Below are 20,516 nucleotides of genomic sequence, written 5' to 3' on the forward strand. Positions count from 1 at the left end.
CATGGGGGGTGGGACAAGGAGCGGGGCCGGGTGCGTGCAGGTGGTCTCGTCCCCGTTGGCCTCCGTCGTAGTTGCAGGACGACCTCCTCGATGCCCCGCCGGCATGCGCACACCGCCGGCCCTCCTGCTGGAGATCCGACCGCAGGTCGTCCCGGACTCCGTACGGGCAAGGCGGATCCGGAGATCGCTACCCTGTTCTCCCGCTGTCACGAGGCAGGGGAGAACAGGGGTGGGACATGCGCAGAAGAATCGCTGCGGCATGCGTGGTCGGGGCGGTGGCCACGGGGATCGCGGTGGCTCCGGCCGCTCACGCGGAGGGGCGGGGTGACATCCGCGTCACCAAGACCGTCGTGAACGGCGGCAGCAACGTGATCGTCGGGATCAAGAACATCAAGCGGTTCCCGATCACCATGACGATCAAGGACAACTCGGGGGTGAAGGGGGTCGCCGATGTGTCCGCGTTCAACACGTCCAACGGCCACGGGCCGGTCGACCACCTCGGCACGACGTGCAGGAAGGTCAGCACGACAACGTCCGTCTGCACGGCGACGATGCAGATCGACCCGTCGTGGATCGACTCGTACGGAAGCGGCAACAAGGGCTGGGACGCCAACGCGGTCGCGGGGACCTGGCAGGTCAACGCCACGGTCCAGGCGAATGACCGCGACTACTGGATCTCCGACCAGATCGCCTTGTTCAAAGTGAAGCGCGCCGCGACCCTGACCACGGACGCCACGCCCGAGCCGGTCAGGAAGGGCGGCACCCTGACCGTCACCGGGAAGCTGTCGCGGGCCAACTGGACGGACCTCAAGTACCACGCGTTCACCCGACAGGTGGTGAAGCTGCAGTACAAGAAGCCCGGCGGCTCCTACAGCACCGTGAAGACGGCGACGACGGACAGCAAGGGCCATCTGCGCACGACGGTGAAGGCCACCGCCTCGGGCAGCTGGCGCTGGGCGTTCCTCGGTACGACCACGACCATGAAGGTCGTCTCCACCGGCGATGCCGTCACGGTGAAGTGATCTCGCGGCGGGCCGGGAACGGCCCGCCGACGGGTCACGGTCCCGCGCGGACCGGCCGCTGCCGCCCGGGGCGTCGTCCGTGGGTGCAGGGGGGCGGCGGGCCGGTGCACGCCGCCACCGTCGGCGAGAGGCGACGGGCGCCCCCGTCGGGACGTGCGGTGCGGGCTACTCCCCCAGTACGGCCCGCATCACGTTCTTCGCGATCGGGGCGCCGAGGCGTCCGCCCGAGATGTCCTGCCGCGAGATGTCCATGTCCGTCGGGTCGATGAACACCGCGACCGCCACCGACCGACCATCGGCCTTCTTTCCGTACGAGACGAACCAGCCGTACGGCACCTCGTCCTTCACGTTCACGCCGCGCTGCGCCGTACCGGTCTTGCCGCCGACCGTGACGCCGTCGATCAGGGCCCGCTGGGCGCTGCCCTCCTTGGCGGTGAACTCCATCATTTCCTGGACCTTCTTCGCCGTCTCCTCCGACACGGCCCGGCTCTTGAGCTTCGGCTCGTGCCTCTCCAGGACCGACAGGTCCGGACCGCGCAGCTCTTCGACGATGTACGGCTGCATCAGCTTGCCGTCGTTGGCGAGGGCGGCCGTCACCATGGCCATCTGCATCGGCGTGCTGGTGAGGCTGCCCTGGCCCATGCCGGTCAGCGCCGTTCCGGGCTTGTCCAGTTCCTTCGGGTAGAGGCTCCTGGTGGCGAGCATGTCTCCGAACTCGTCCGAGTACACATCGGAGTTGAAGCCGAACTTCTCCGCCGTCTCGCGCATCTTGTCGGCACCGACCTTGGACGCCGCGTCGAGGAAGACGTTGTTGCAGGAGTACTGCATCGCGGTCTTCATGGACGCCTTGGCGCACACCGCGTCACCGGCCTCGCTGCTGATCTTGTTCGAGGAGAGCGGCAGGGGGTACGGGGAGTCGGCGTCGGACGCCGCGTCGACGTCGGTGACCACACCGTTCTCCAGGGCCGCGGCCGCCGTGAGGATCTTGAACGTCGAGCCGGGCGGGAAGGTCTCGCGCAGCGGCCGGTTCGCCAGCGGCTTGCGCTTGTCCTTGACGAGGGCCTGGAAGCGGTCGCCCTCCTTGAACGAGTTCCCGGCGAAGACGGTGGGGTCGTACGAGGGCGTGGAGACGAGGGCCAGGACCTTTCCCGTGGGCGGGTCAAGAGCGACCACCGCGCCCCGTGCGCCGAGAGCGGTCAGCCCCTGGTAGCCGGCCTTCTGCGCCTTCGGGTCGATCGTGGTGATCACGTCGCCGCCGCGCCGCTGCTCGCCGGTGAGGATGTCCTTGGCGTGCCGGAACGCGAACCGGTCGTCCTGGCCGCTGAGGATGGTGTCGTACGTCTTCTCCAGCAGGGACATGCCCTGCGCCTGGGAGGCGTAGCCGGTGACCGGGGCGTACATTTCGCCCTGCTGGAAGGTCCGCCGGTACTTGAAGTCGGTGCCGTCGACCGCCTTGGAGCCGGTGATCGCCCGGCTGCCCACGATGATGTCGCCGCGCGGGGTGGCGAACTGGGTGATCTTCACCCGGCGGTTGTGCTCGTCGGTGGCCAGTGACTCGCTGCGGATGTGCTGGAGCCAGTTCGCGCGCAGCAGCAGGGCCAGCACCAGCAGTCCGCAAAAGATGGCCACGTGCCGCACCGGCCTGTTCATCGTGCTCCCGTCCCCGGCCCCGATCGATCTCTGATTAGGGAAGATGCACGTATCGGGCCGGCGGTTGCACCGCTCACAGATGTTCCGCGTAGCCGTCCAGTGTGCGCAGCACCTCCCCTTCCCCCGCCGGGGGCAGTTGCAGGACGACTTCCTCGATGCCCAGCTCCGCGTAGTGCGCCAGCTTCCCCGGGCTCGGGAGTACCGCGTACGGGACCACCTGGAGTTGCTTCGGATCCCGGCCGGCCGACTCCCACACCTCGCGCAGCTTCGGTACGGACTCCGTCAGGCCGCGGCCCCCGATCGGGAGCCAGCCGTCCGCGTACTGCGTGATGTGCGCGAACAGCTTCGGGCCCGCCGCGCCGCCGATCAGGGTGCGGGGGCCGTTCACCGGGCCGCGGGGTTCCTGGACCGGCTTCGGGTACGCGTGGCTGGCCCGCACCGAGCCGAACTCGCCCTCGTACGCCGTCGGTTCGGCCGCCCACAGGGCGCGCATCAGGGCCATCCGGTCGCGAGTGAGGTCGCGGCGCGTCGACCAGTCCACTCCGTGGTCTGCGGCTTCCTCGACGTTCCAGCCGTAGCCGAGGCCCAGCGTGAACCGGCCGCCGGAGAGATGGTCGAGGGTGGCGATCCGCTTCGCCAGGTCGATCGGATCGTGCTGGGCGACGAGCGTGATGCCGGTGCCGAGGGCGAGGCTTTCGGTGACCGCGGCGGCCTGCGCGAGGGCGACGAAGGGGTCGAGGGTGCGCCCGTACTCGGGCGGGAGTTCGCCACCGGCCGGGTAGGGGGTGTCCCTGCTCACCGGGATGTGGGTGTGCTCGGGCAGGTAGAGCCCGGCGAAACCGCGCTGTTCGAGCTCGCGGGCGAGCCGCAGCGGCGTGATCGTCTCATCGGTGAGGAAGATCGTGGTGGCGATCCGCATACGAGGGCACCTCCGTCGTGGTCCGGTGACGGCCCCAACGTATGCCGTGCGGTGTGGAAAGCCGAGTGTCTCGCGGTACGGGCCCCGCTCGTGCCTCTCGGCGTTCTTCCGGAGTTCACGGCTTCCCGCCAGGGTCGCGTACGTCATTCTCGCCACCACGACCCCCGGGGAGCCACTCGTATGTCCTCATCGCAATCCGCCCACGGCCGGCCGATGGCCAGGCGCGGCCTTCTCGTCGGGACGGCGGCCACCGCTCTGACGTCGGGCACCGTGAGCTTCGCCGACGCCGCGACCGGCAACGACGCCCCCGACCGGACCAGGACCGTGCGCGGCACCCTGCCGACCGGGTCGCCCGACTATGTGTATCTGCCGGTCGAAGTGCCGCGCGGGGCACGGGAGATCGCCGTCTCGTACACGTACGAAAAGACGCCCGTCCCGGCCGGGACGCAGGGCAACGCCCTCGACATCGGCATCTTCGACGAGCGCGGCACGGAGCTGGGCGGGCGGGGGTTCCGGGGCTGGTCCGGCGGCGCGCGCAGCGGCTTCTTCATCCGGGCCGACGAGGCGACGCCCGGCTACATCGCCGGTCCGGTACGGGCCGGGACCTGGAACATCGCCCTCGGGCCGTACACCGTCGCCCCGGAAGGGCTCCCGTACGAGGTGACGATCACCCTGCGCTTCGGGCCCACCGGGCCCACGCCGAAGCCCCTGTACCCGCCGGAGCGCGCGAAGGGGCGCGGGCGCGCCTGGTACCGCGGGGACTGCCATCTCCACTCCGTCCACTCGGACGGCAGGCGCACCCCGGACGGGATCGCCGCCGCCGCTCGCGCGGCCGGGCTCGACTTCATCAACAGCAGCGAGCACAACACGCACTCCGCGCACGGCGCGTGGGAGGGGCTGTGGGGTGACGATCTGCTCGTCCTCACGGGTGAGGAGATCACCACCCGCAACGGACATGTGATCGCGCTCGGCACCGACCCGGGCACCTGGATCGACTGGCGCTACCGGGCCCGCGACAACCGGTTCGGGCACTACGCGAAGGCCGTGCGGCGGGCCGGTGGTCTGGTCGTGCCCGCGCACCCGCACGCCACCTGCATCGGCTGCCACTGGAAGTTCGGCTTCGGTGAGGCGGACGCGGTGGAGGTGTGGAACGGGGCCTACACCCCGGAGGACGAGATCGCCCTGGCCGAGTGGGACAACTCCCTTGTCGCTGCCGTCCGTTCGTCGAAGCCGTGGGTTCCGGCGATGGGCAACAGCGACGCGCACCGGGAGCCGGACAGGGTGGGACTGCCGCAGACCGTCGTCCTCGCCGACGAGCTGTCGCGCGGGGCGATCACGGCCGGGATCCGGGCGGGGCGCTCGTACATCGCCGAGTCGTCCGCCGTCACCCTGTCCTTCGGCGCCTCGGGCGGGCGCGGACTGCACGCCGGGATCGGCGAGCGGCTGCGGGTGGACGGGGACGACAACCCGGTCACCGTACGGCTGGAGGTGACCGGAGCGCCCGGCTGCACCGCGCACTTCGTCACCGACCAGGGCACGCTGTTCACGGCCGCGCTACCGGAGTCGGGGACGGGAACGGTTCAGTGGCGTACGACGCCGGCCTACGCCGCCTATGTGCGGGCCGAGGTCCGGCACCCGGCGACGGTGCCGGGGCTGCCGGGGGCACTGGCGGCGCTCACCAATCCGGTGTTCCTGGAGAGTGCTGACGCGTCTCGGAAGTAGCTCCGTCCGACCGCCGGGCAGACGGGACGTTCGGCACACGTCCCGGGTCCGTCGGTGCGGGGACGGGCCTGTGCGCGGCGGGCGGCGAGAGCGCGCGGAGCCGTCGCGCGCAGGCCCGTCCCTGGACGGCCGAGAAGCCCGCGACCAGCGTGCCCAGCACCAGCCAGCCCGCCGGTCCGGCCGCCATCACCGCGCCGGTCAGCAGCGGCGGCCCGGCGGACTTCTGAATGGACTGGGACATCCCGGCCACCCCCAGATACGCGGCGCGGGCATCCCGGGGTGCGAGCAGGACCGCCAGCTCCCACGAACTCACCGACCGCATCAGCTCCGCCAGGGTCACCACCAGCGCCGCGGCGAGCAGGGCGGCGGTGGCCATCCAGGTCCCGCCCCGGGTGGCCGCCGCCAGGAGCACGCAGCACACGAACACCATGGCCCCGTACAGCTGCACCGCCCGGGTGGCCCGGCGCGGCCCCTCGGCCCGCTTGGACACGCTGATCTGCAGCACCACGACCATCACGGTGTTGATGACCAGGAAGGCCGGGATGAGCGCGTGCGGTGCCGAGGTGCGGTTCACCAGCCACAGCGGCAAGCCGACTCCGAGGATCGAGTCGTCCAGGTTCATCGGGATGTCCAGCAGCACGAAGGTGAGATAGCCGCGGTCCCGCCACGGGCCGGCCCTGCGAGCGGACGACCGCTCCCCTGCCGACGCCGCGCCGACCGGAGCCCCGGTCACCTCGACGGTCCTCTCCCGCGGCTCGCCCGTACGCCACACCAGCGCCGCGGCGACGGCGAAGGACAGCGCGTTGCCCAGGATCAGGGCCCGGTAGGCGTCGTTGGTCCCCACGGCCAGGCCGATGGCCGCGATACCGGCGCCGAGACCGTAACCCGCGTTGGACGCGCTGCGGGACAGCGCCTGGTAGGCCGCCCGCCGCTCGCCCGCCGTCCGGGTGGCGAACAGCATCTCCAGTGTCTTCGCCGCCCTGTCCCCCAGGTACGTGACGGCGATGACGGGCAGCAGCGCCTCGAAGCTGCCGCACACCAGGACCAGGACGAGCGTCACCAGACGCAGCAGATGACAGCCGATCAGCAACGGGCGCAGCGGGAAGCGGCCGGCCAGCCGTCCGGCCAGCGGTGATCCCGCGATGCCCGCCACTCCGGCCACGCCCAGCAGCACACCGATCTCTTCGGCGCTCAGTCGCGTCACGAAGGTGAGATACAGGACCGAGGACGCGGCCCACAGCCCCGAGCCGGTCCGGTCCAGGGTCAGCGCGAGCAGCATGATCCGCGCATTGCGCCCGCCCGGCGGATCTCGCAGCTGGGCCAGCAGCCCCTGTCCGCCCCGCTCGTTCCTCAAGGGCTTCGTCTCCCCGCTCCCCCTGCCGCGTCGCGTCGCCCGTCGCATCCGCCCGCCCCTCGGATATGCCCGACATCGAAAGTCCGATGGATCAAGAAGGAAGACTGCCGGGAGAGTTTCTCGATGTCAAGATACTTGATGTCGACATACTTGCTCCGTCCCGGCAGGCGCCGCTCCGCGAACCCGTCCCCGCCCCGTCCCGCCCGTCCCCACCCGTCCCCTCTTCCCGTCCCTGTGCGCTTCACGGCCGGGGGCGTCACAGTGGAAGAGGGGCACCGGGCGGGGCTGCCGGAGGAGGTGTCCGCAATGGATGTGACCGGCGGGAACGACGACCGGCTCCGGGAATATCGCGGCAAGCGGCACTTCGACGCGACGGCGGAGCCACGCGGTGACGGCGAGCGGCCGGGCGCGGCGCCCTGCTTCGTCGTACAGATCCATCAGGCGCGCCGCATGCACTTCGATTTCCGGCTGGAGGTCGGCGGCGTACTGAAGTCATGGGCGGTGCCGCGCGGACCTTCGGAGAATCCCCGCGAGCGGCGGCTGGCGGTCCCCACGGAGGACCACCCGCTGGAGTACCGCACGTTCGAGGGCGTCATCACCAAGGGCGAGTACGGCGGCGGCACGGTGATCGTGTGGGACCAGGGCACCTACCGGCCGCTCAGCCACGACCACCGGGGCAGACCGGTGCCGTTCGAGGAATCCCTGGAGAACGGACACGCGACCTTCTGGCTCGACGGCACCAAGCTGCACGGCGAGTTCGCCCTCACGCGCTTCAAGGCACGCGACGAGAACGACGCGCCGGGCGGGGAGATATGGCTGCTGATCAAGGCCAAGGACGGGCGCGCCACCCAAGACGGGCCGGGCACACCCGACCCGTACCGCGCACGGTCGGCCCGTACGGGGCGCACGCTGGAGCAGGTCGCGGCCGAGGAAGGGGGCGGGTCCCGGTGACCGCCCGCGGCACCGTGGAGGTTCTGCTCAGCCGTTACGGCACCACGTATGCCGCCGAGGCCGGCATCCGGTTGCGGAACACTCCCCAGCCCCTGTACCAACTCCTCGTCCTCAGCGATCTGTTGAGCGCCCGCATCCGGGCTTCCGTGGCCGTGGCGGCGGCGCGTGCGCTGTTCGCCCACGGCCTGCGGTCCCCGGACCGGATGATCGGGTCGACGTGGCAAGAGCGCGTCGACGCCCTGGGCGAGGGCGGCTACCGGCGCTACGACGAACGGACCGCCACCCAGCTCAGCGACGGGGCGGAACTCCTGCTGGTCGAGTACGGAGGCGATCTGCGGCGACTGCGCGGGGAGGCCGACGGCGATCTGGACATCCTGCGGGCCGGGCTGCGCAGGACTCCGGGCATGGGCCCGGCCGGTGCGGACATCTTCGTGCGCGAGGTACAGGCGGTGTGGCCGGAGGCGGCGCCGTTCCTGGACGGAAAGGCACTGCAGGGCGCCGAGAAACTCGGTCTGCCCGCCTCACCGGCGAAGCTGGCGCGGCTCGCGGAACAGGCCGGGGAAGCCGGAGAGGCCGGGCCGGACGAACAGACCGGGCGGGACGAACAGGCCGAGCAGGCGGGCGGCCACGGGCCCGCCGAGCTCGCGGCCGCTCTGGTCCGCGCGGCGCTGGACAAGCACGTCGTGGACGACGTCAGGGCACGGGCCGCCTGAGAGCCTGCCCGTTCCGTCCGGACCCGGCCCACCACACCCTGGGCCGGAGCCCCGGCTTCTCAGTCCTCCACGACCAGCGCCGGAGTCTCCTTCGTCAGCACCTCACCGCGGAAGAACGCCGGGCTGCGGCGCTGCATCACCAGCATCAGCACCACCCCGAGCAGCAGCAGCCCTACACCGATCACGAAGACCGAACCGACCCCGAAGACGGACGAACCGGAGCCGTACGCCGGGTCCCACATGTCGTAGAGGGTCTTGCCGAAGACCGCGGCGAGCAGGATGCCGCCGAGGACCGGGAAGAGGCCCTTGAAGACCAGGTCGCGGACCGAGCGGGTCAGTTCGGCGCGGAAGAACCAGGCGCAGGCGAAGGCCGTCAGCGCGTAGTAGAAGCAGATCATGAGGCCGAGCGCGTAGATCGTGTCGACCAGCACGTGCTCGCTGACCAGGGTCATGACCGTGTAGAAGACACTGGTCGCCACGCCCGCCGTGACGGTGGCCCTCCCCGGCGTCTTGAAGCGCGGATGGACGCGGGCGTACGAGGCCGGCAGGGCCTCGTACGTGGACATCGCCAGGACCGTGCGGGCCACCGGGATGAAGGTGGTCTGCAGGCTGGCGGCGGCGGAGGCCAGGACGGCGATGAAGAGCAGGACGCCGAGGCCGGGGCCCATGATCGGGCCGGCGAGTGCGGCGAAGACGTTGTCGGAGGTGTCCGGGTTGGCGAGGCCGAGACCCGAGCCGCCGGAGCCGACGGCCATCTGGGCGGCGACACCGGTCGCCAGATAGGAGCCGACGAGCACGACCATCGCGATCAGGGCGGCGCGTCCGGGGGTCTTCTCGCTGCCGATGGTCTCCTCGTTGGCGGTCAGACAGGTGTCCCACCCCCAGAACATGAAGATGGACAGCGACAGGCCCGCCGTGAACGTCGCGAACGACTTCACCGCGAACGGGTTCAGCCAGGACCAGGAGAAGTGCAGCGACGAGGCGAACTCCCCGCTGTGCGCCTTCTGCACGGCCATCACCACGAACAGCGCGAGGACGAGGAGCTGAAGGCCCACCAGGGCGTACTGGATGCCCTTGGTGGCCGTCATCCCGCGGTAGCTGATCGCCGTGGCGACCGCGATCAGGACCAGACAGGTGAGGATGTGGACGGGCTTGTCGTGGTCCAGGGCGGCGATCGAGTCGCTGCCCGAGATCTCGCCCGCCAGCAGCCAGAAGTACGAGGTGGCGACACCCGCCAGGTTCGACAGCACGATGATCGTCGCGATGACCAGGCCCCAGCCGCACATCCAGCCGACGCGCGGGCCGAACGCCTTCACCGTCCAGGTGAAGGACGTACCGCAGTCCGGCACGGCCTTGTTGAGTTCGCGGTACGCGAATGCGACGAGCAGCATCGGCAGGAAGCCGGCCAGGAAGACGGCGGGCATCTGCACGCCGACCTCACCCGCGGTGGAACCGAGGGTGGAGGTGAGGCAGTAGACGGGGGCGACGGTGGAGATGCCGATGACGGCGCTGCCCATCAGGCCGACGGAGTTCCCGCCGAGGCCCTTGCCGCGTACACCGTCGGCCGGGGCGGTGTCCCGTACCGGGTCTCCGGCCTGAGGCCGCGTGTCCACCTGTGTCATGTAGAGGACGGTATGCGCTGCGATATCCACATTCGGAGGACGAGACTCCGCCAACTCGACCTTGAAATTCAAGCAACATGACGGTTAGACAGGATTGAATTGAAGGTTATTTTCAGAAACACCCTTCCAATGTGAGGTCGACACTCGATCGCAACGCCATACGGGAATCGCAGCACTGTCCGTTTTGTGGTGATTCAAAATTTTCCCGTGAGTGTCCGCTCAGCGGACGCCCACGGAGTGCGCCGCCTCAGCCCGGCCAGACGATCGCCTGGAGTTCGCTGTACGCGTGCAGGGCGTACGAGCCGACGTCGCGCCCGACGCCGCTCTTCTTGAACCCGCCGAACGGGGCCTCCATGTTCCGGCCGATGGTGTTCACGCCGACCCCGCCGGCCCGTAGTCGCCGGGCCACCCGGAAGGCCCGTGCCACGTCCGAGGACCAGACGTAGTCGATCAGTCCGTAGTCGCTGTCGTTGGCGAGTGCGATGCCCTCCTCCTCGTCGTCGAAGGGGACGACCACGACGACCGGGCCGAAGATCTCCTCCCGGACGACGCGCATGTCGTTGGTGCAGTCGGCGAGGAGGGTGGGTGCGACGTAGAAGCCCCGGTCGAGACCGGCCGGCCGTTCGCCGCCCGTGACGATCCTCGCCCCCTCCTTCCGGCCGAGTTCGACGTACGACTCGACGCGGTCGCGGTGGGCGGCGGAGATGACCGGGCCGACGATCGTGCCCCGGGCCGTCGGATCCCCGACCTTCAGATGCCCCGCGTACGCGGTGAGCCTCTCGATCAGGGCGTCTTGAACGCCGCGCTGGACGAGGACGCGGGTCGGGGCCGTACAGATCTGGCCGCTGTAGAAGGAGAACGTGGTGCCGATGCCCGCCGCCGCGGAGTCGAGGTCCGCGTCGTCGAGAACGACGGCGGCCCCCTTGCCGCCCAGCTCCATCAGCTGCCGCTTCATGGAGCGCCCGCACACCTCGGCGATGCGCTGTCCGACGGCCGTGGAGCCGGTGAAGCTGACCATGTCGACGTCCGGTGAGCCGACGGCGGCCTCGCCCGCCTCGGGCCCCGACCCGGTGACGACGTTGACCACGCCCGCCGGAACGCCCGCCTCTTCGAGCGCCTCGGCCATCCGGTAGACGGAGAGCGGGTCCTGCGGCGCGGGTTTCACGACGACCGTGTTGCCCATGGCCAGGGCCGGAGCGACCTTGCCGGCCGGGTTGGCCCACGGGTTGTTGTACGAGGTGACGCAGGTGACGACGCCGACCGGCTGGCGTACGGCCAGTGCCCCGAAGACACCGGCCCGCCCCATCGGACCGGCCTCGTTGATCTGCGGTGCGACGGCTTCCTCGACCGGCTCCAGGGCCCCCCTGGCGTACCGGCGGAAGCGGGCGGCGCCGACGGCGACCTGCATGCCCCTGGCCGTCCCGGTGGTGGCGCCGCTCTCCGCCTGGGCGAGCGCGACGTTGCCGGTGAGGTCGCGCTGCATCAGGTCGGCGGCCCGGTCCAGGATGGCGGCCCGCTCCTCGGGACGGGTGCGCGACCAGCCGGCGAAGGCCTCGCGGGCCGCGGCCGCCGCCGCGTACACCTGCTCACGGCTCGCCTCGGGGGCGAGACCGACGACCTCCTCCGTGGCCGGGTTGATCACCTCGTAGTGGCCGTGGTCGGGTGCGGTCCACCGCCCGCCGATGAACAGACGCTGCTTCCCGTCACGCATCGGAATTCCGTCGCTCATACGGTGCTCACCGTCCGGGTGTCTCGGCCGGAGCGCAGCACCGTACCGGGGACCGCGCCGGTCACCTTGTCGTCGCGCAGGGTCTCCACGCCGTTGACCCGGACCGACACGATGCCGATGGCCCTGGAGTCGAGGCGGGGGCTGTCGCCGGGCAGGTCGTGCACGAGGGTGGCGGGCCCGGCGTCGATGCGCTCGGGGTCGAAGAGGACGAGATCGGCGTGGAAGCCCTCCTCGATCCGGCCGCGGTCGCGGAGCCCGAAGAGACGGGCGGGATCGTCGGTCAGCATCCGCACGGCCTGTTCGAGGGGGACGAGTCTGCGCCGGCGCAGACAGTCGCCGAGGAAGCGGGTGGTGTACGGGGCGCCGCACATCCGGTCCAGGTGCGCGCCCGCGTCGGAGCCGCCGAGCATGACGTCCTCGTGCGCCCAGGTGCGGCGGCGCAGCTCCCAGGAGTCGGGGTCGTTGTCGGTGGGCATGGGCCACAGCACCGTACGCAGCCCGTCCGCGGCGCAGATCTCGACGAGGCAGTGGAAGGGGTCCTGGCCGCGTTCGGCGGCGATGTCGCCCACGACACGGCCGCTGAGCCCTTCGTTGGCCACGCTGTAGGTGTCCCCGATGACGTACCGGCCGAAGTCGGCGAGGCGGCGGAAGACACCGGCCTCCTTGCTGTCGGCACGGCGCAGCATCTCGGCGCGGGTGTCCGCGTCGCGCAGCCGCTCGATGCGTTCGGGAACGGGGAGGGCGAGGATGTCGCCCCAGCCGGGGATCAGGTTGAGCGCGCAGAAGGTGCCCAGCGACATGTTCATGGGCGTGAGGATCGGCATGGTGAGGGCGACGATCCGCCCGCCGGCCCGGCGGGCGCGTTCGCTGGGCACGAGCTGGCGCGGCACGCGTTCGGGCACGGCGGCGTCGATGGTGAGGACGTTCCAGTTCAGCGGGCGTCCGGCGGTGGCGGTCATGTCGACGAGGAGCTCGATCTCCTCGTCGGAGAACTGGTCGAGGCAGCCCGCGACGATCGCTTCGAGCTGGGTGCCCTCGTGCTCGCCGACGGCACGGGACAGGGCGAGGAGTTCCTCGGGGAGCGCGTGCCGGGAGGCGACCGGTTGTCCGTCCCCGTCGGAGTGGGTGGCGGACTGGGTGGTGGACAGCCCCCAGGCTCCGGCGTCCATCGCGTCGTGGAAGAGCGCGAGCATGGCGTCGAGCTGTTCGGGGGTCGGCCGGCCGCCGATCGCGTCGGCGCCCATGACGTGCCTGCGCAGGGCGCAGTGGCCGACCATGAAGCCGGCGTTGACGGCGATCCGCCCTTCGAGCGCGTCGAGGTATTCGCGGAAGCTGGACCATGTCCAGTCGACGCCCTCCTCCAGGGCCTTGAGGGCCATGCCCTCCACCCGCGCCATCATGCGGCGGGTGTAGTCGGCGTCCTCGGGGCGTCCCGGATGGAGCGGGGCGAGGGTGAATCCGCAGTTGCCCCCGGCGACGGTGGTGACGCCGTGGTTCATGGACGGGGTGGCGTACGGGTCCCAGAAGAGCTGGGCGTCGTAGTGGGTGTGCGGGTCGACGAAGCCGGGCGCGAGGACCAGGCCGGTGGCGTCCTCAGCGGTGACGGCTTCCTCGGTGAGCGTGCCCGGTTCGGCGATGACGGCGATGCGGCCGTCGCGGAGGCCGACATCGGCGCGGTACGAGGGTCCGCCGGTGCCGTCCACGACGGTCGCGCCGCGGATGAGGTGGTCGAGCATGACGGGGTTCCCTTCCGTGTTTCCTGTGGCAGGTACGGGGGTGTGCAGCCGGGGTGCGCACGGCCGCGGTACGCACCCCGGCTCACGGAGCGGCGGTCCGGGAAGACGCCGCTGCTTCCAGCCCCGCCGACGATTGAGGCACGGGGTCCGAGGCGGAGCGGAAGACCAGCCCCGCCGGCGATTGAGGCACGAGATCCGAGGCGGAGCCCCGGTTACGGGAAGGGGCGGGTAGGGGAACAGGCCCGCCGCAGGCGCACCCACACCCCCACCCCCACAGACGCACCCGCACCGCCACAGACGCCCACCCCCTACGCCCTACGCCCCCGCCGCCCCCCGGAACCGCGAGGTCCGGTGCGCCGGGTCCGTGTCGATCTCCGGAATCACGTGCTCGCCGATCAGCTTGATCGAGTTCAGCGTGTCCTCACGGCTGATCCCGATCGGCATCCCGAAGCTCAGCTGGTCGGCCCCCGCCTGCTCCCACCGCTTGCACTGCCCCAGCACCTCGTCCGGATCACCGCAGATCATCAGCTCCTCGGCGATCAGGAGCTCGATGATCTCCTCGGAGTACTCCGGGAGCAGCTCGGGCCACTCCGGGATTCCCTCCGGCCGGGGAAACGTGTCGTGATAGCGGAACAGCAGCGACTGCAGGTGGTTCAGCCCGCCGCCCACCGCGATCTCGACGGCCTTGGCGTGCGTCTCGGCGCAGATGGCCGTGGAGGTGACCATGACGTTGTCGTTGACGAAGTCCCCGATGGGTTCCGCTTCCTTGACGGCCGTCTTGTAGGACTCGACGACCCACTCCATGTCGGAGACCTTCTGCACGCTGAAGCCCAGCACGCCGAGCCCCTTCTTGCCCGCCATCGCGTACGAGGACGGCGAACCGGCCGCATACCACATCGCCGGGTGCGACTTCCCGTACGGCTTGGGCAGGACCTTGCGCGGCGGCAGTGACCAGTGCTTGCCCTGGAAGCCGACGTACTCGTCCTGGAGCCACATCTTGGGGAACTCGGCGATGGTCTCCTCCCAGAGTTCCTTCGTGTGGTTCATGTCGGTGATGCCCGGCATGAAACCCAGGATCTCGTGGCTGCCGGCCCCGCGCCCGGAGCCGAATTCGAACCGGCCCTCGGAGAGGTGGTCGAGCATGGCGACCTTCTCGGCCACCTTCACCGGGTGGTTGACGGGGGCGAGCGGGTTGAAGATGCCGGATCCGAGGTGGATGCGGTCGGTGGCGTGCGCGAGGTAGCCCAGGTACACATCGTTGGCCGAGAGATGCGAGTACTCCTCCAGGAAGTGGTGCTCGGAGGCCCAGGCGTACTTGAAGCCGGACTTGTCCGCCTGGATGACGTACTCGGTCTCCTCGATCAGCGCCTTGTGCTCTGCCCCAGGGTCGGTCCTGGCCCGCGCGGCGGGCACGTACCCCTGTACAAAGAGCCCGAATTCCAAGGGGATTCACCGTCCTCAATCGTTTTCTGACACACCGTCAGATCGTGATGCGTCCGACTGTTCCACCGGCACCGGCACCCGTCAATACCTGACGCATCGTCAGCTACGCTCAGAACAGACTCACTCCGGCCAGCCATCCGCCGTCGATGACGAACGGCTGCCCGGTGATGTACGAGGAGTCGTCCGAGGTCAGGAAGAGCGCCAGCGCGGCCACCTCCTCCGGCTGCCCGATCCGCCCCAGCGGTACGAGCTTGCGGTACAGCTCGGCCACCGCCGCCCTGGACTCCTCCGGGTCCGCGCCCGGGTCCAGGGCCGCCGGATTGGTCATCGCGGTGTCCACGGCCCCGGGGCACAGGGCGTTGACCCGTATCCCCTTCGCGGCCAGCTCCACCGCCGCCACCTTGGTCAGCCCGAGCACCGCATGCTTGGTGGCGGCGTACGCCCCCACGAACGCCATGCCCGTCAGCCCCGTGTACGAAGCGGTGTTGACGATGGTCCCGCCACCGGCGGCCTCGATCTCCGGCGCGACGTTCTTGATCCCGAGGAACGCGCCCACCTGGTTGACCTGCACCACCTGCTGGAACTCCTCCAGCGTCGTGGCCACCAGCTCGTTGAACCGGAGGATCCCCGCATTGTTGACCAGCCCGTCGATCTTCCCGAAGGCGTCCTTCGCGGCGGCGACGGCGGCCCCCCAGTCCTCCTCCCGGCTCACATCCAGCCGCACGAACCGGGCCACGTCCTCCCCCCGCTCCTCCCGCAGCTCCTTGGCCAGCGCTTCGCCCTGCTCTTCGAGCACATCGGCGATCACCACCCGCGCACCCTCCGCGGCGAAGAGCCGCGCCTCCTGCTCGCCCTGTCCGCGCGCCGCGCCGCTGATCAGTACGACCCGTCCGTCCAGCTTGCCCATGTCCTGACTCCTACCTGTCGAGATGGGGTGCGACCTCGGCGGCGAACGCCGCCATCTGGTCGGTCAGTTCGCTACGGCTCCGGCTGCGGAACCGCACCTGGATCTGATGGACGCCCATGGCCCCGTACGCGCGCAGCGACTCGGCGACGGCCTCCGGCTTCCCCTTGAGGGTGCGCCGCCCGACGGACCAGTCCGGCTCACCGATGTACAGCGGCTCGGTGATCGCGCCGATGACGATCGGGTCCTCGATCCCGGCCGCCTCGCGCAGCTCCCTCAGCCGGGCGATCTGCGCGGGCAGCTTCTCCCGCGGATCGCCCTGCGGCAGCCAGCCGTCGCCCCGCAGGGCGGCCCGGCGCACGGCGGCGGGCGAGGATCCCCCCACCCAGACCGGCACCCGTTCCTGGGCCGGACGCGGCCGCTGCCCGAGACCGGCGAAGGAGAACCGCTCCCCCGCGAATTCCGGGTACTCCTCGGGACCCAGCGCCGCCTTCAGCGCGTCGATGGTCTCGTCGAGGACCCCGCCCCGCCCCTCGAAGTCCGCCCCGAGCGCCCGGAACTCCTCGGGCACGTGCCCGGCGCCGACCCCGAGGATCAGCCGGCCGCCGCAGAGGTGGTCGAGGGTGGCGTACTGCTTGGCGGTGACCAGCGGGTGCCGCAGGCCGACGACGGCGACATGGCTCATCAGCAGGACCCGCTCGGTGATCCCCGCGAGAAAGGCGAGGGTGGCGACCGGGTCGTACCAGACGGTGCTCATCACCCCGGCCAGCCGCCGCGGGATCGCGACGTGGTCGCAGCTCGCCAGATAGGCGAAGCCGGTGCGGTCGGCGGTGCGGGCGATCTCAGCGAGGTCGGCTGGGGTGGCCGCGGCCTCCCACCCCTCGGCATAGATGGTGCTCTGCGACTGGATCGGGAGCTGCATTCCGTACGACAGCGACCCGGTGGGCAGTATCGGCACCGAACGGCCTCCTTCCCGGGGGAATCTGACGCATCGTCACCTGACGAGCGCGGGGGCCATCGTCGTACCTGACGCCACATCAGACAAGAGGCAAAGGCGAGGGCGATCCGGTTCCCGAGCAGGAACTCCCCCACCAGCGGCGAGAGCAGGAACAGGGCGATCACGAGCGGAGACGGTGTCGGGGGCGGGGTGGGGGTCGTGGCGCCTGCCTTCGACGCTACGGCGGCGGCCCGGCTGCGGCTGTCGGCCGATGGGCGATCCGGCCGGGCGAAAGTCACCGGCCGGCGTCGGGAGGCGCGCACCCGCGCGCCCCAAGTACGGCCGCGCGGTACGGCACGGGGTACGGGTACGGGTACGGGCCGGCCCGGCTCAGGCGCGGGCGTCCCGGAACAGGAACTCGCCGTCGATCTCCACCCGGGTCGGGGGTTTGCTCCCGTCGTAGAAGTTCACGTCATCGCAGGCCGCGGTCCAGCGCAGCCGGAAGCGGTCGCCGTTGCGCGAGAGCACCGTGATCCGGTTGTCCCGCAGCGGCTCGTGCTCGTAGTAATAGAGCAGCGACATGCACGAGTCCTCGTCGTCCGCCGCACCCGGCATCACGAACGTGCGCCCGACCAGCCGGTCGGCGTCCGCTTCGGCCGCCGCCAGCCCGATGCCGACTTCCGCGGCCGGCGCCATGCCCGAACCTGCCGTGTCCTCGCACCGCTGGATGGCGTCGTCATCGGCCGCGAGCTCGAACCAGAGCACCGCGTCCACGTCCGGACCGCCGTCGGTCGCACGGCCCAACCACATCTCCGCCGACCTGAAGCGGTACACCTCGTCACCGTTGAACCGATGCAGCACAAAACGCCCGTCGGGGTCCGTGCCCCCGCCTCGCGGCTCGTCCATGACCATCCCTCACGGGCCCACCCTCGCACGACGCCACCAGCGCGCGAATGCCGCCTCCCCCGGCGCCGGACGGCCCGGCGCCCTCGGGACCGGTCCCTTCAGGGCGGGCTCGTCAGGGCGGGTCCCTACAGGGCGGGCTCCTCAGGGCCGCGACGGTGCGGCAGCGCTCGACGGGCCCGGCGCACGGGTGGTCTCCCGGTCGGCGTCGCCCTCGTCGTCGTCCCCGCCGGTCGCCGCGCTCCCGGGCCCGTAGGGGGAGGCGGCGAAGCCGAATCCGGACACGAAGAATCCGTCGTAGTGCCGGGCGACGACGGACGCCGAATACATGTCGTAAATACCGATGAGGGGAGTGGTTCCCGGGGATCGGACTTCTCCCCTCAGCGCACTTCCGTAACGCACAGCATCGCCTTGCAATGGCTCGTTGGTTCATGAATCGGCGCTCGGCGCATCGTCGATGCGCCGAGCGGCGGTTCAATGAAGTGAAATCCGGTGACACCGGGACCGGGCCGGGACCAAGAGCCGCCGGAACATCGGGAGGTGAATCGGCGGATCGCGGGTTCCGGCGGTTCAGCAGTCGGCTGATGCAGCGAGTGCGGGAACACCGGGACGCAAAATCTGCCCTCTTTCACGAAGACGAGTACACCTATACAGACATGACCGTCCCATTACCCAGGGACACGCCGCGTTTGACCTTGCGTACGACACATCGCGGGTATGTGCCGTTGACCGGTTGACGACGTCACGAACCGGGACCGTTTTCCTTCGGATCACCGACATCGCCGATGAGGCGCACCTCCGGTATCCGGGGTGACGGTCCTGCCGAGAAACGGGGGCACGACGCCGGGCCCCGGAGCCTGGACGGCTCAGCCGAACCGGTCGAACAGGCTTTCCAGGTAATCCTCCAGCCGCGCCGTGAGCACTTCGGCCGTCAGATCGGACCGCCCCAGCTCCCGCCACGGGACCGCGACCTTCTCCGCGTCCGGGGCGTAGGCGAGGGCGTCCAGCAGCCGCCAGTACAGGTGGTCCGTCGCGTCCCGCGCCAACTCCCCGCCCGCGTCCGCGTATTTCCCGGCGAAGCTCATCGCGGCCGGGACGCCGTGCAGCAGCGCCAGCGCCGTCGAACAGTGGGCGACGTCCAGGTCCGCGGGGCCCCAGGAGGTCTCGACCCAGTCGACGACCCCGCTGATCCGGGAATCCGCCCTGTCATCGCTGAAGAGCACATTGCCCGGGTGGAAGTCACGGTGCAGGAACCGGGGGGCGTACGCCGGGGGCTCGCGGCGGATGACATCGACCGCGCGCCGCCAGAGTCCGGGCCGCCCGGTCTCCGCGGGCACCCGCGCCCGGTCCGGCGCGGTCCACGCCTCGTAGTCCCGCGGCCGGGTCGCGTCCGTCACCGGTACCCGGTGGACAGCAGCCAACTGCCGTGCCAGCGCACCGATGCGCTGCTCCGCCCCGGCGTCGCCCACCCGCACCCGGCCAGGCAGCAGGGTCATCAACAGCGAGGGGCGGTCGCAGTGTTCGGCCCCGGCGTCGACGGCCACGAAGCGTGCCGCCGGGACATCGGTGGAGCCCAGCAACCGCAGGATGTCCGCCTCTCGGGTGAGCAGCCCCGGCGCGTGCCGTACGTAGAAGGGCTTGACGAAGGACCTCAGTACGAGCGAACGTCCGCCCTGCGGACCGGAGATGTCCAGCCTCCGCATCCGCGAGGTCCACCCGCCGCGCAGCCTCTCCGAGCGGTCGATCCGCTCGCCCGGCGCGAGGTTCTTCTCCACCCAGGCGCGCGTCGCCGGGCGGTCGAGGTCGTCCACTGCCGCTTCTTCCATGCGTGGAGGGTACTGGCCGGGCGGCACGGGCCGCCCCATGCCACCGGGCGCGTTGTGTGCGGTGCGGAGAAGTCGAGTTGAGGTCGATGGCGCAGCCGACGCCGGGGCCGTACGCAGGGAACGCCGGCGTGTGTCGTGCTGTCCCGGTAGATGCGTCGGCCCCCGAGTACCTGAGCCGGTCCCTTCACAGAAGTGCGGCCGGCGCGCGCGGCGCGGTCGCACCGGTCGGGAACTCGGGGGCTGAGCGACGTCCCGGAATGGACAGGAAGCTGCCGCAGCAGAAGGCGCTTCATCTGCTGCGGCAGCGACCACGGGGGACTGTTCCGGACCCTAAGCGGATTCCTGTTCCTTCCCCTTGTAGCTAGTCATTTCACGAACCGGAGGGGATGCAGACCGCGTAGGACTGAACGGTCTGCGGGGTGATGCCGTTGTTGTACGCGGAGACGTGCCAGGTGTTGGTGGAGGTGTCCGGAGAGCTCGCGGTCCAGATGATGTCCGGGTTCTGCAACTGGTTCACGGCACCTCCGCCGGTCAGCACGGTCCCGGCGGGGCATGTCGCCGTGATGTCCTGAACGCTGCCTCCAGCGGGCACAAGCGTGGCGGCGCTGGTGGCGGTCTGGGACGGGCCAACAGGTCCCGTCGGGCCGGTGGCGCCCGTCGCACCGGTGGCACCCGTCGGACCGGCAGGACCCGTCGCACCATCAGCACCATTGGTACCAGAAGCACCCGTGGCACCCGTCGGACCGGCAGGACCCGTCGCACCATCAGCACCATTGGTACCAGAAGCACCCGTCGGACCCGTCGGACCAGCAGGACCCGTCGCACCATCAGCACCATTGGTACCAGAAGCACCCGTGGCACCCGTCGGACCAGCAGGACCCGTCGCACCATCAGCACCATTGGTACCGGCGGCACCCGTCGGACCAGCAGGACCCGTCGCACCATCAGCACCATTGGTACCAGAAGCACCCGTCGGGCCCGTCGGACCCGCAGGACCCGTCGCACCATCAGCACCATTGGTACCAGAAGCACCCGTCGGACCCGTCGGACCAGCAGGACCCGTCGCACCATCAGCACCATTGGTG

Annotated in this window: 16 protein-coding genes, 1 pseudogene and 1 CRISPR repeat array; of the genes and pseudogenes, 4 read left to right on the plus strand and 13 right to left on the minus strand. The window is 70.5% G+C overall.

Annotated elements, in window-relative coordinates:
- The first annotated feature begins 236 nt into the window (after positions 1–236).
- Positions 237–1,022 carry a hypothetical protein gene (locus ABZ826_RS07325; protein WP_361443578.1) on the plus strand — a complete coding sequence of 262 codons (786 nt, stop codon included), beginning with the start codon at positions 237–239 and terminating at the stop codon, positions 1,020–1,022.
- Between the two features lie 165 nt (positions 1,023–1,187).
- On the opposite strand, the gene ABZ826_RS07330 is transcribed toward ABZ826_RS07325, so the two are convergent.
- Both ABZ826_RS07330 and ABZ826_RS07335 read right to left on the minus strand, forming a co-directional pair.
- On the minus strand, positions 1,188–2,672 hold the full coding sequence (locus ABZ826_RS07330) for a penicillin-binding protein 2 (protein ID WP_361443581.1): 1,485 nt from the start codon (positions 2,670–2,672) through the stop codon (positions 1,188–1,190).
- A 73-nt stretch (positions 2,673–2,745) separates the two neighbouring features.
- Positions 2,746–3,591, minus strand: coding sequence for a TIGR03619 family F420-dependent LLM class oxidoreductase (locus ABZ826_RS07335; RefSeq protein WP_361443584.1), 846 nt, complete (start codon positions 3,589–3,591; stop codon positions 2,746–2,748).
- A gap of 180 nt (positions 3,592–3,771) precedes the next feature.
- Between ABZ826_RS07335 and ABZ826_RS07340 the strand changes: the two genes are divergently transcribed.
- Entirely contained in the window at positions 3,772–5,313 is a 1,542-nt protein-coding gene (locus ABZ826_RS07340; RefSeq protein ID WP_361443587.1) for a CehA/McbA family metallohydrolase, read from the plus strand.
- Here ABZ826_RS07340 and ABZ826_RS07345 read toward each other — a convergent pair.
- Entirely contained in the window at positions 5,267–6,667 is a 1,401-nt protein-coding gene (locus ABZ826_RS07345; protein WP_361443590.1) for an MFS transporter, read from the minus strand. The genes ABZ826_RS07340 and ABZ826_RS07345 overlap by 47 nt on opposite strands.
- 306 nt (positions 6,668–6,973) lie before the next feature.
- Here ABZ826_RS07345 and ABZ826_RS07350 point away from each other — a divergent pair, with 306 nt between their 5' ends.
- Together ABZ826_RS07350 and ABZ826_RS07355 are read left to right on the plus strand one after the other, a co-directional pair.
- The gene (locus ABZ826_RS07350; RefSeq protein WP_361443593.1) at positions 6,974–7,618 is read left to right on the plus strand and encodes a DNA polymerase ligase N-terminal domain-containing protein; all 645 of its coding nucleotides are present in this window, start codon (positions 6,974–6,976) and stop codon (positions 7,616–7,618) included.
- Positions 7,615–8,331, plus strand: a complete 717-nt coding sequence (locus ABZ826_RS07355; protein ID WP_361443595.1) for an endonuclease — start codon at positions 7,615–7,617, stop codon at positions 8,329–8,331. The genes ABZ826_RS07350 and ABZ826_RS07355 overlap by 4 nt, the downstream gene beginning before the upstream one ends.
- A 59-nt stretch (positions 8,332–8,390) precedes the next feature.
- Here ABZ826_RS07355 and ABZ826_RS07360 read toward each other — a convergent pair whose 3' ends face one another.
- From ABZ826_RS07360 to ABZ826_RS07405, 10 genes and pseudogenes are all read right to left on the minus strand, one after another.
- Entirely contained in the window at positions 8,391–9,953 is a 1,563-nt protein-coding gene (locus ABZ826_RS07360) for an APC family permease (protein WP_361443598.1), read from the minus strand.
- Positions 9,954–10,200: 247 nt separating this feature from the next.
- Entirely contained in the window at positions 10,201–11,664 is a 1,464-nt protein-coding gene (locus ABZ826_RS07365; protein WP_361443807.1) for an aldehyde dehydrogenase family protein, read from the minus strand.
- Positions 11,665–11,678: 14 nt separating this feature from the next.
- Positions 11,679–13,418, minus strand: a complete 1,740-nt coding sequence (locus tag ABZ826_RS07370; RefSeq protein WP_361443601.1) for a D-aminoacylase — start codon at positions 13,416–13,418, stop codon at positions 11,679–11,681.
- A 315-nt stretch (positions 13,419–13,733) separates the two neighbouring features.
- Positions 13,734–14,861: an LLM class flavin-dependent oxidoreductase gene (locus ABZ826_RS07375; protein ID WP_361443604.1), complete on the minus strand. Its 1,128-nt coding sequence runs from the start codon at positions 14,859–14,861 to the stop codon at positions 13,734–13,736.
- Between the two features lie 109 nt (positions 14,862–14,970).
- A complete protein-coding gene (locus ABZ826_RS07380; protein WP_361443607.1) occupies positions 14,971–15,768 on the minus strand; it encodes an SDR family NAD(P)-dependent oxidoreductase in 798 nt (265 codons plus the stop codon).
- A 10-nt stretch (positions 15,769–15,778) separates the two neighbouring features.
- Entirely contained in the window at positions 15,779–16,723 is a 945-nt protein-coding gene (locus ABZ826_RS07385) for an LLM class F420-dependent oxidoreductase (RefSeq protein ID WP_361443610.1), read from the minus strand.
- 369 nt (positions 16,724–17,092) lie between these two features.
- A complete protein-coding gene (locus ABZ826_RS07390; protein WP_361443613.1) occupies positions 17,093–17,608 on the minus strand; it encodes a hypothetical protein in 516 nt (171 codons plus the stop codon).
- Between the two features lie 246 nt (positions 17,609–17,854).
- A pseudogene (locus ABZ826_RS07395) lies at positions 17,855–18,007 on the minus strand (carboxyvinyl-carboxyphosphonate phosphorylmutase); the annotation flags it as partial.
- 464 nt (positions 18,008–18,471) lie between these two features.
- Positions 18,472–19,431, minus strand: a complete 960-nt coding sequence (locus tag ABZ826_RS07400; RefSeq protein WP_361443616.1) for a phosphotransferase — start codon at positions 19,429–19,431, stop codon at positions 18,472–18,474.
- A 370-nt stretch (positions 19,432–19,801) separates the two neighbouring features.
- The gene (locus ABZ826_RS07405) at positions 19,802–19,948 is read right to left on the minus strand and encodes a hypothetical protein (protein WP_361443619.1); all 147 of its coding nucleotides are present in this window, start codon (positions 19,946–19,948) and stop codon (positions 19,802–19,804) included.
- A gap of 166 nt (positions 19,949–20,114) precedes the next feature.
- Positions 20,115–20,455: a CRISPR direct-repeat array (repeat unit 35 nt; unit sequence GCAGGACCCGTCGCACCATCAGCACCATTGGTACC).
- Positions 20,456–20,516: the final 61 nt, after the last annotated feature.

The organism is Streptomyces sp. NPDC047515, assembly GCF_040643055.1.
Classification (GTDB): domain Bacteria; phylum Actinomycetota; class Actinomycetes; order Streptomycetales; family Streptomycetaceae; genus Streptomyces.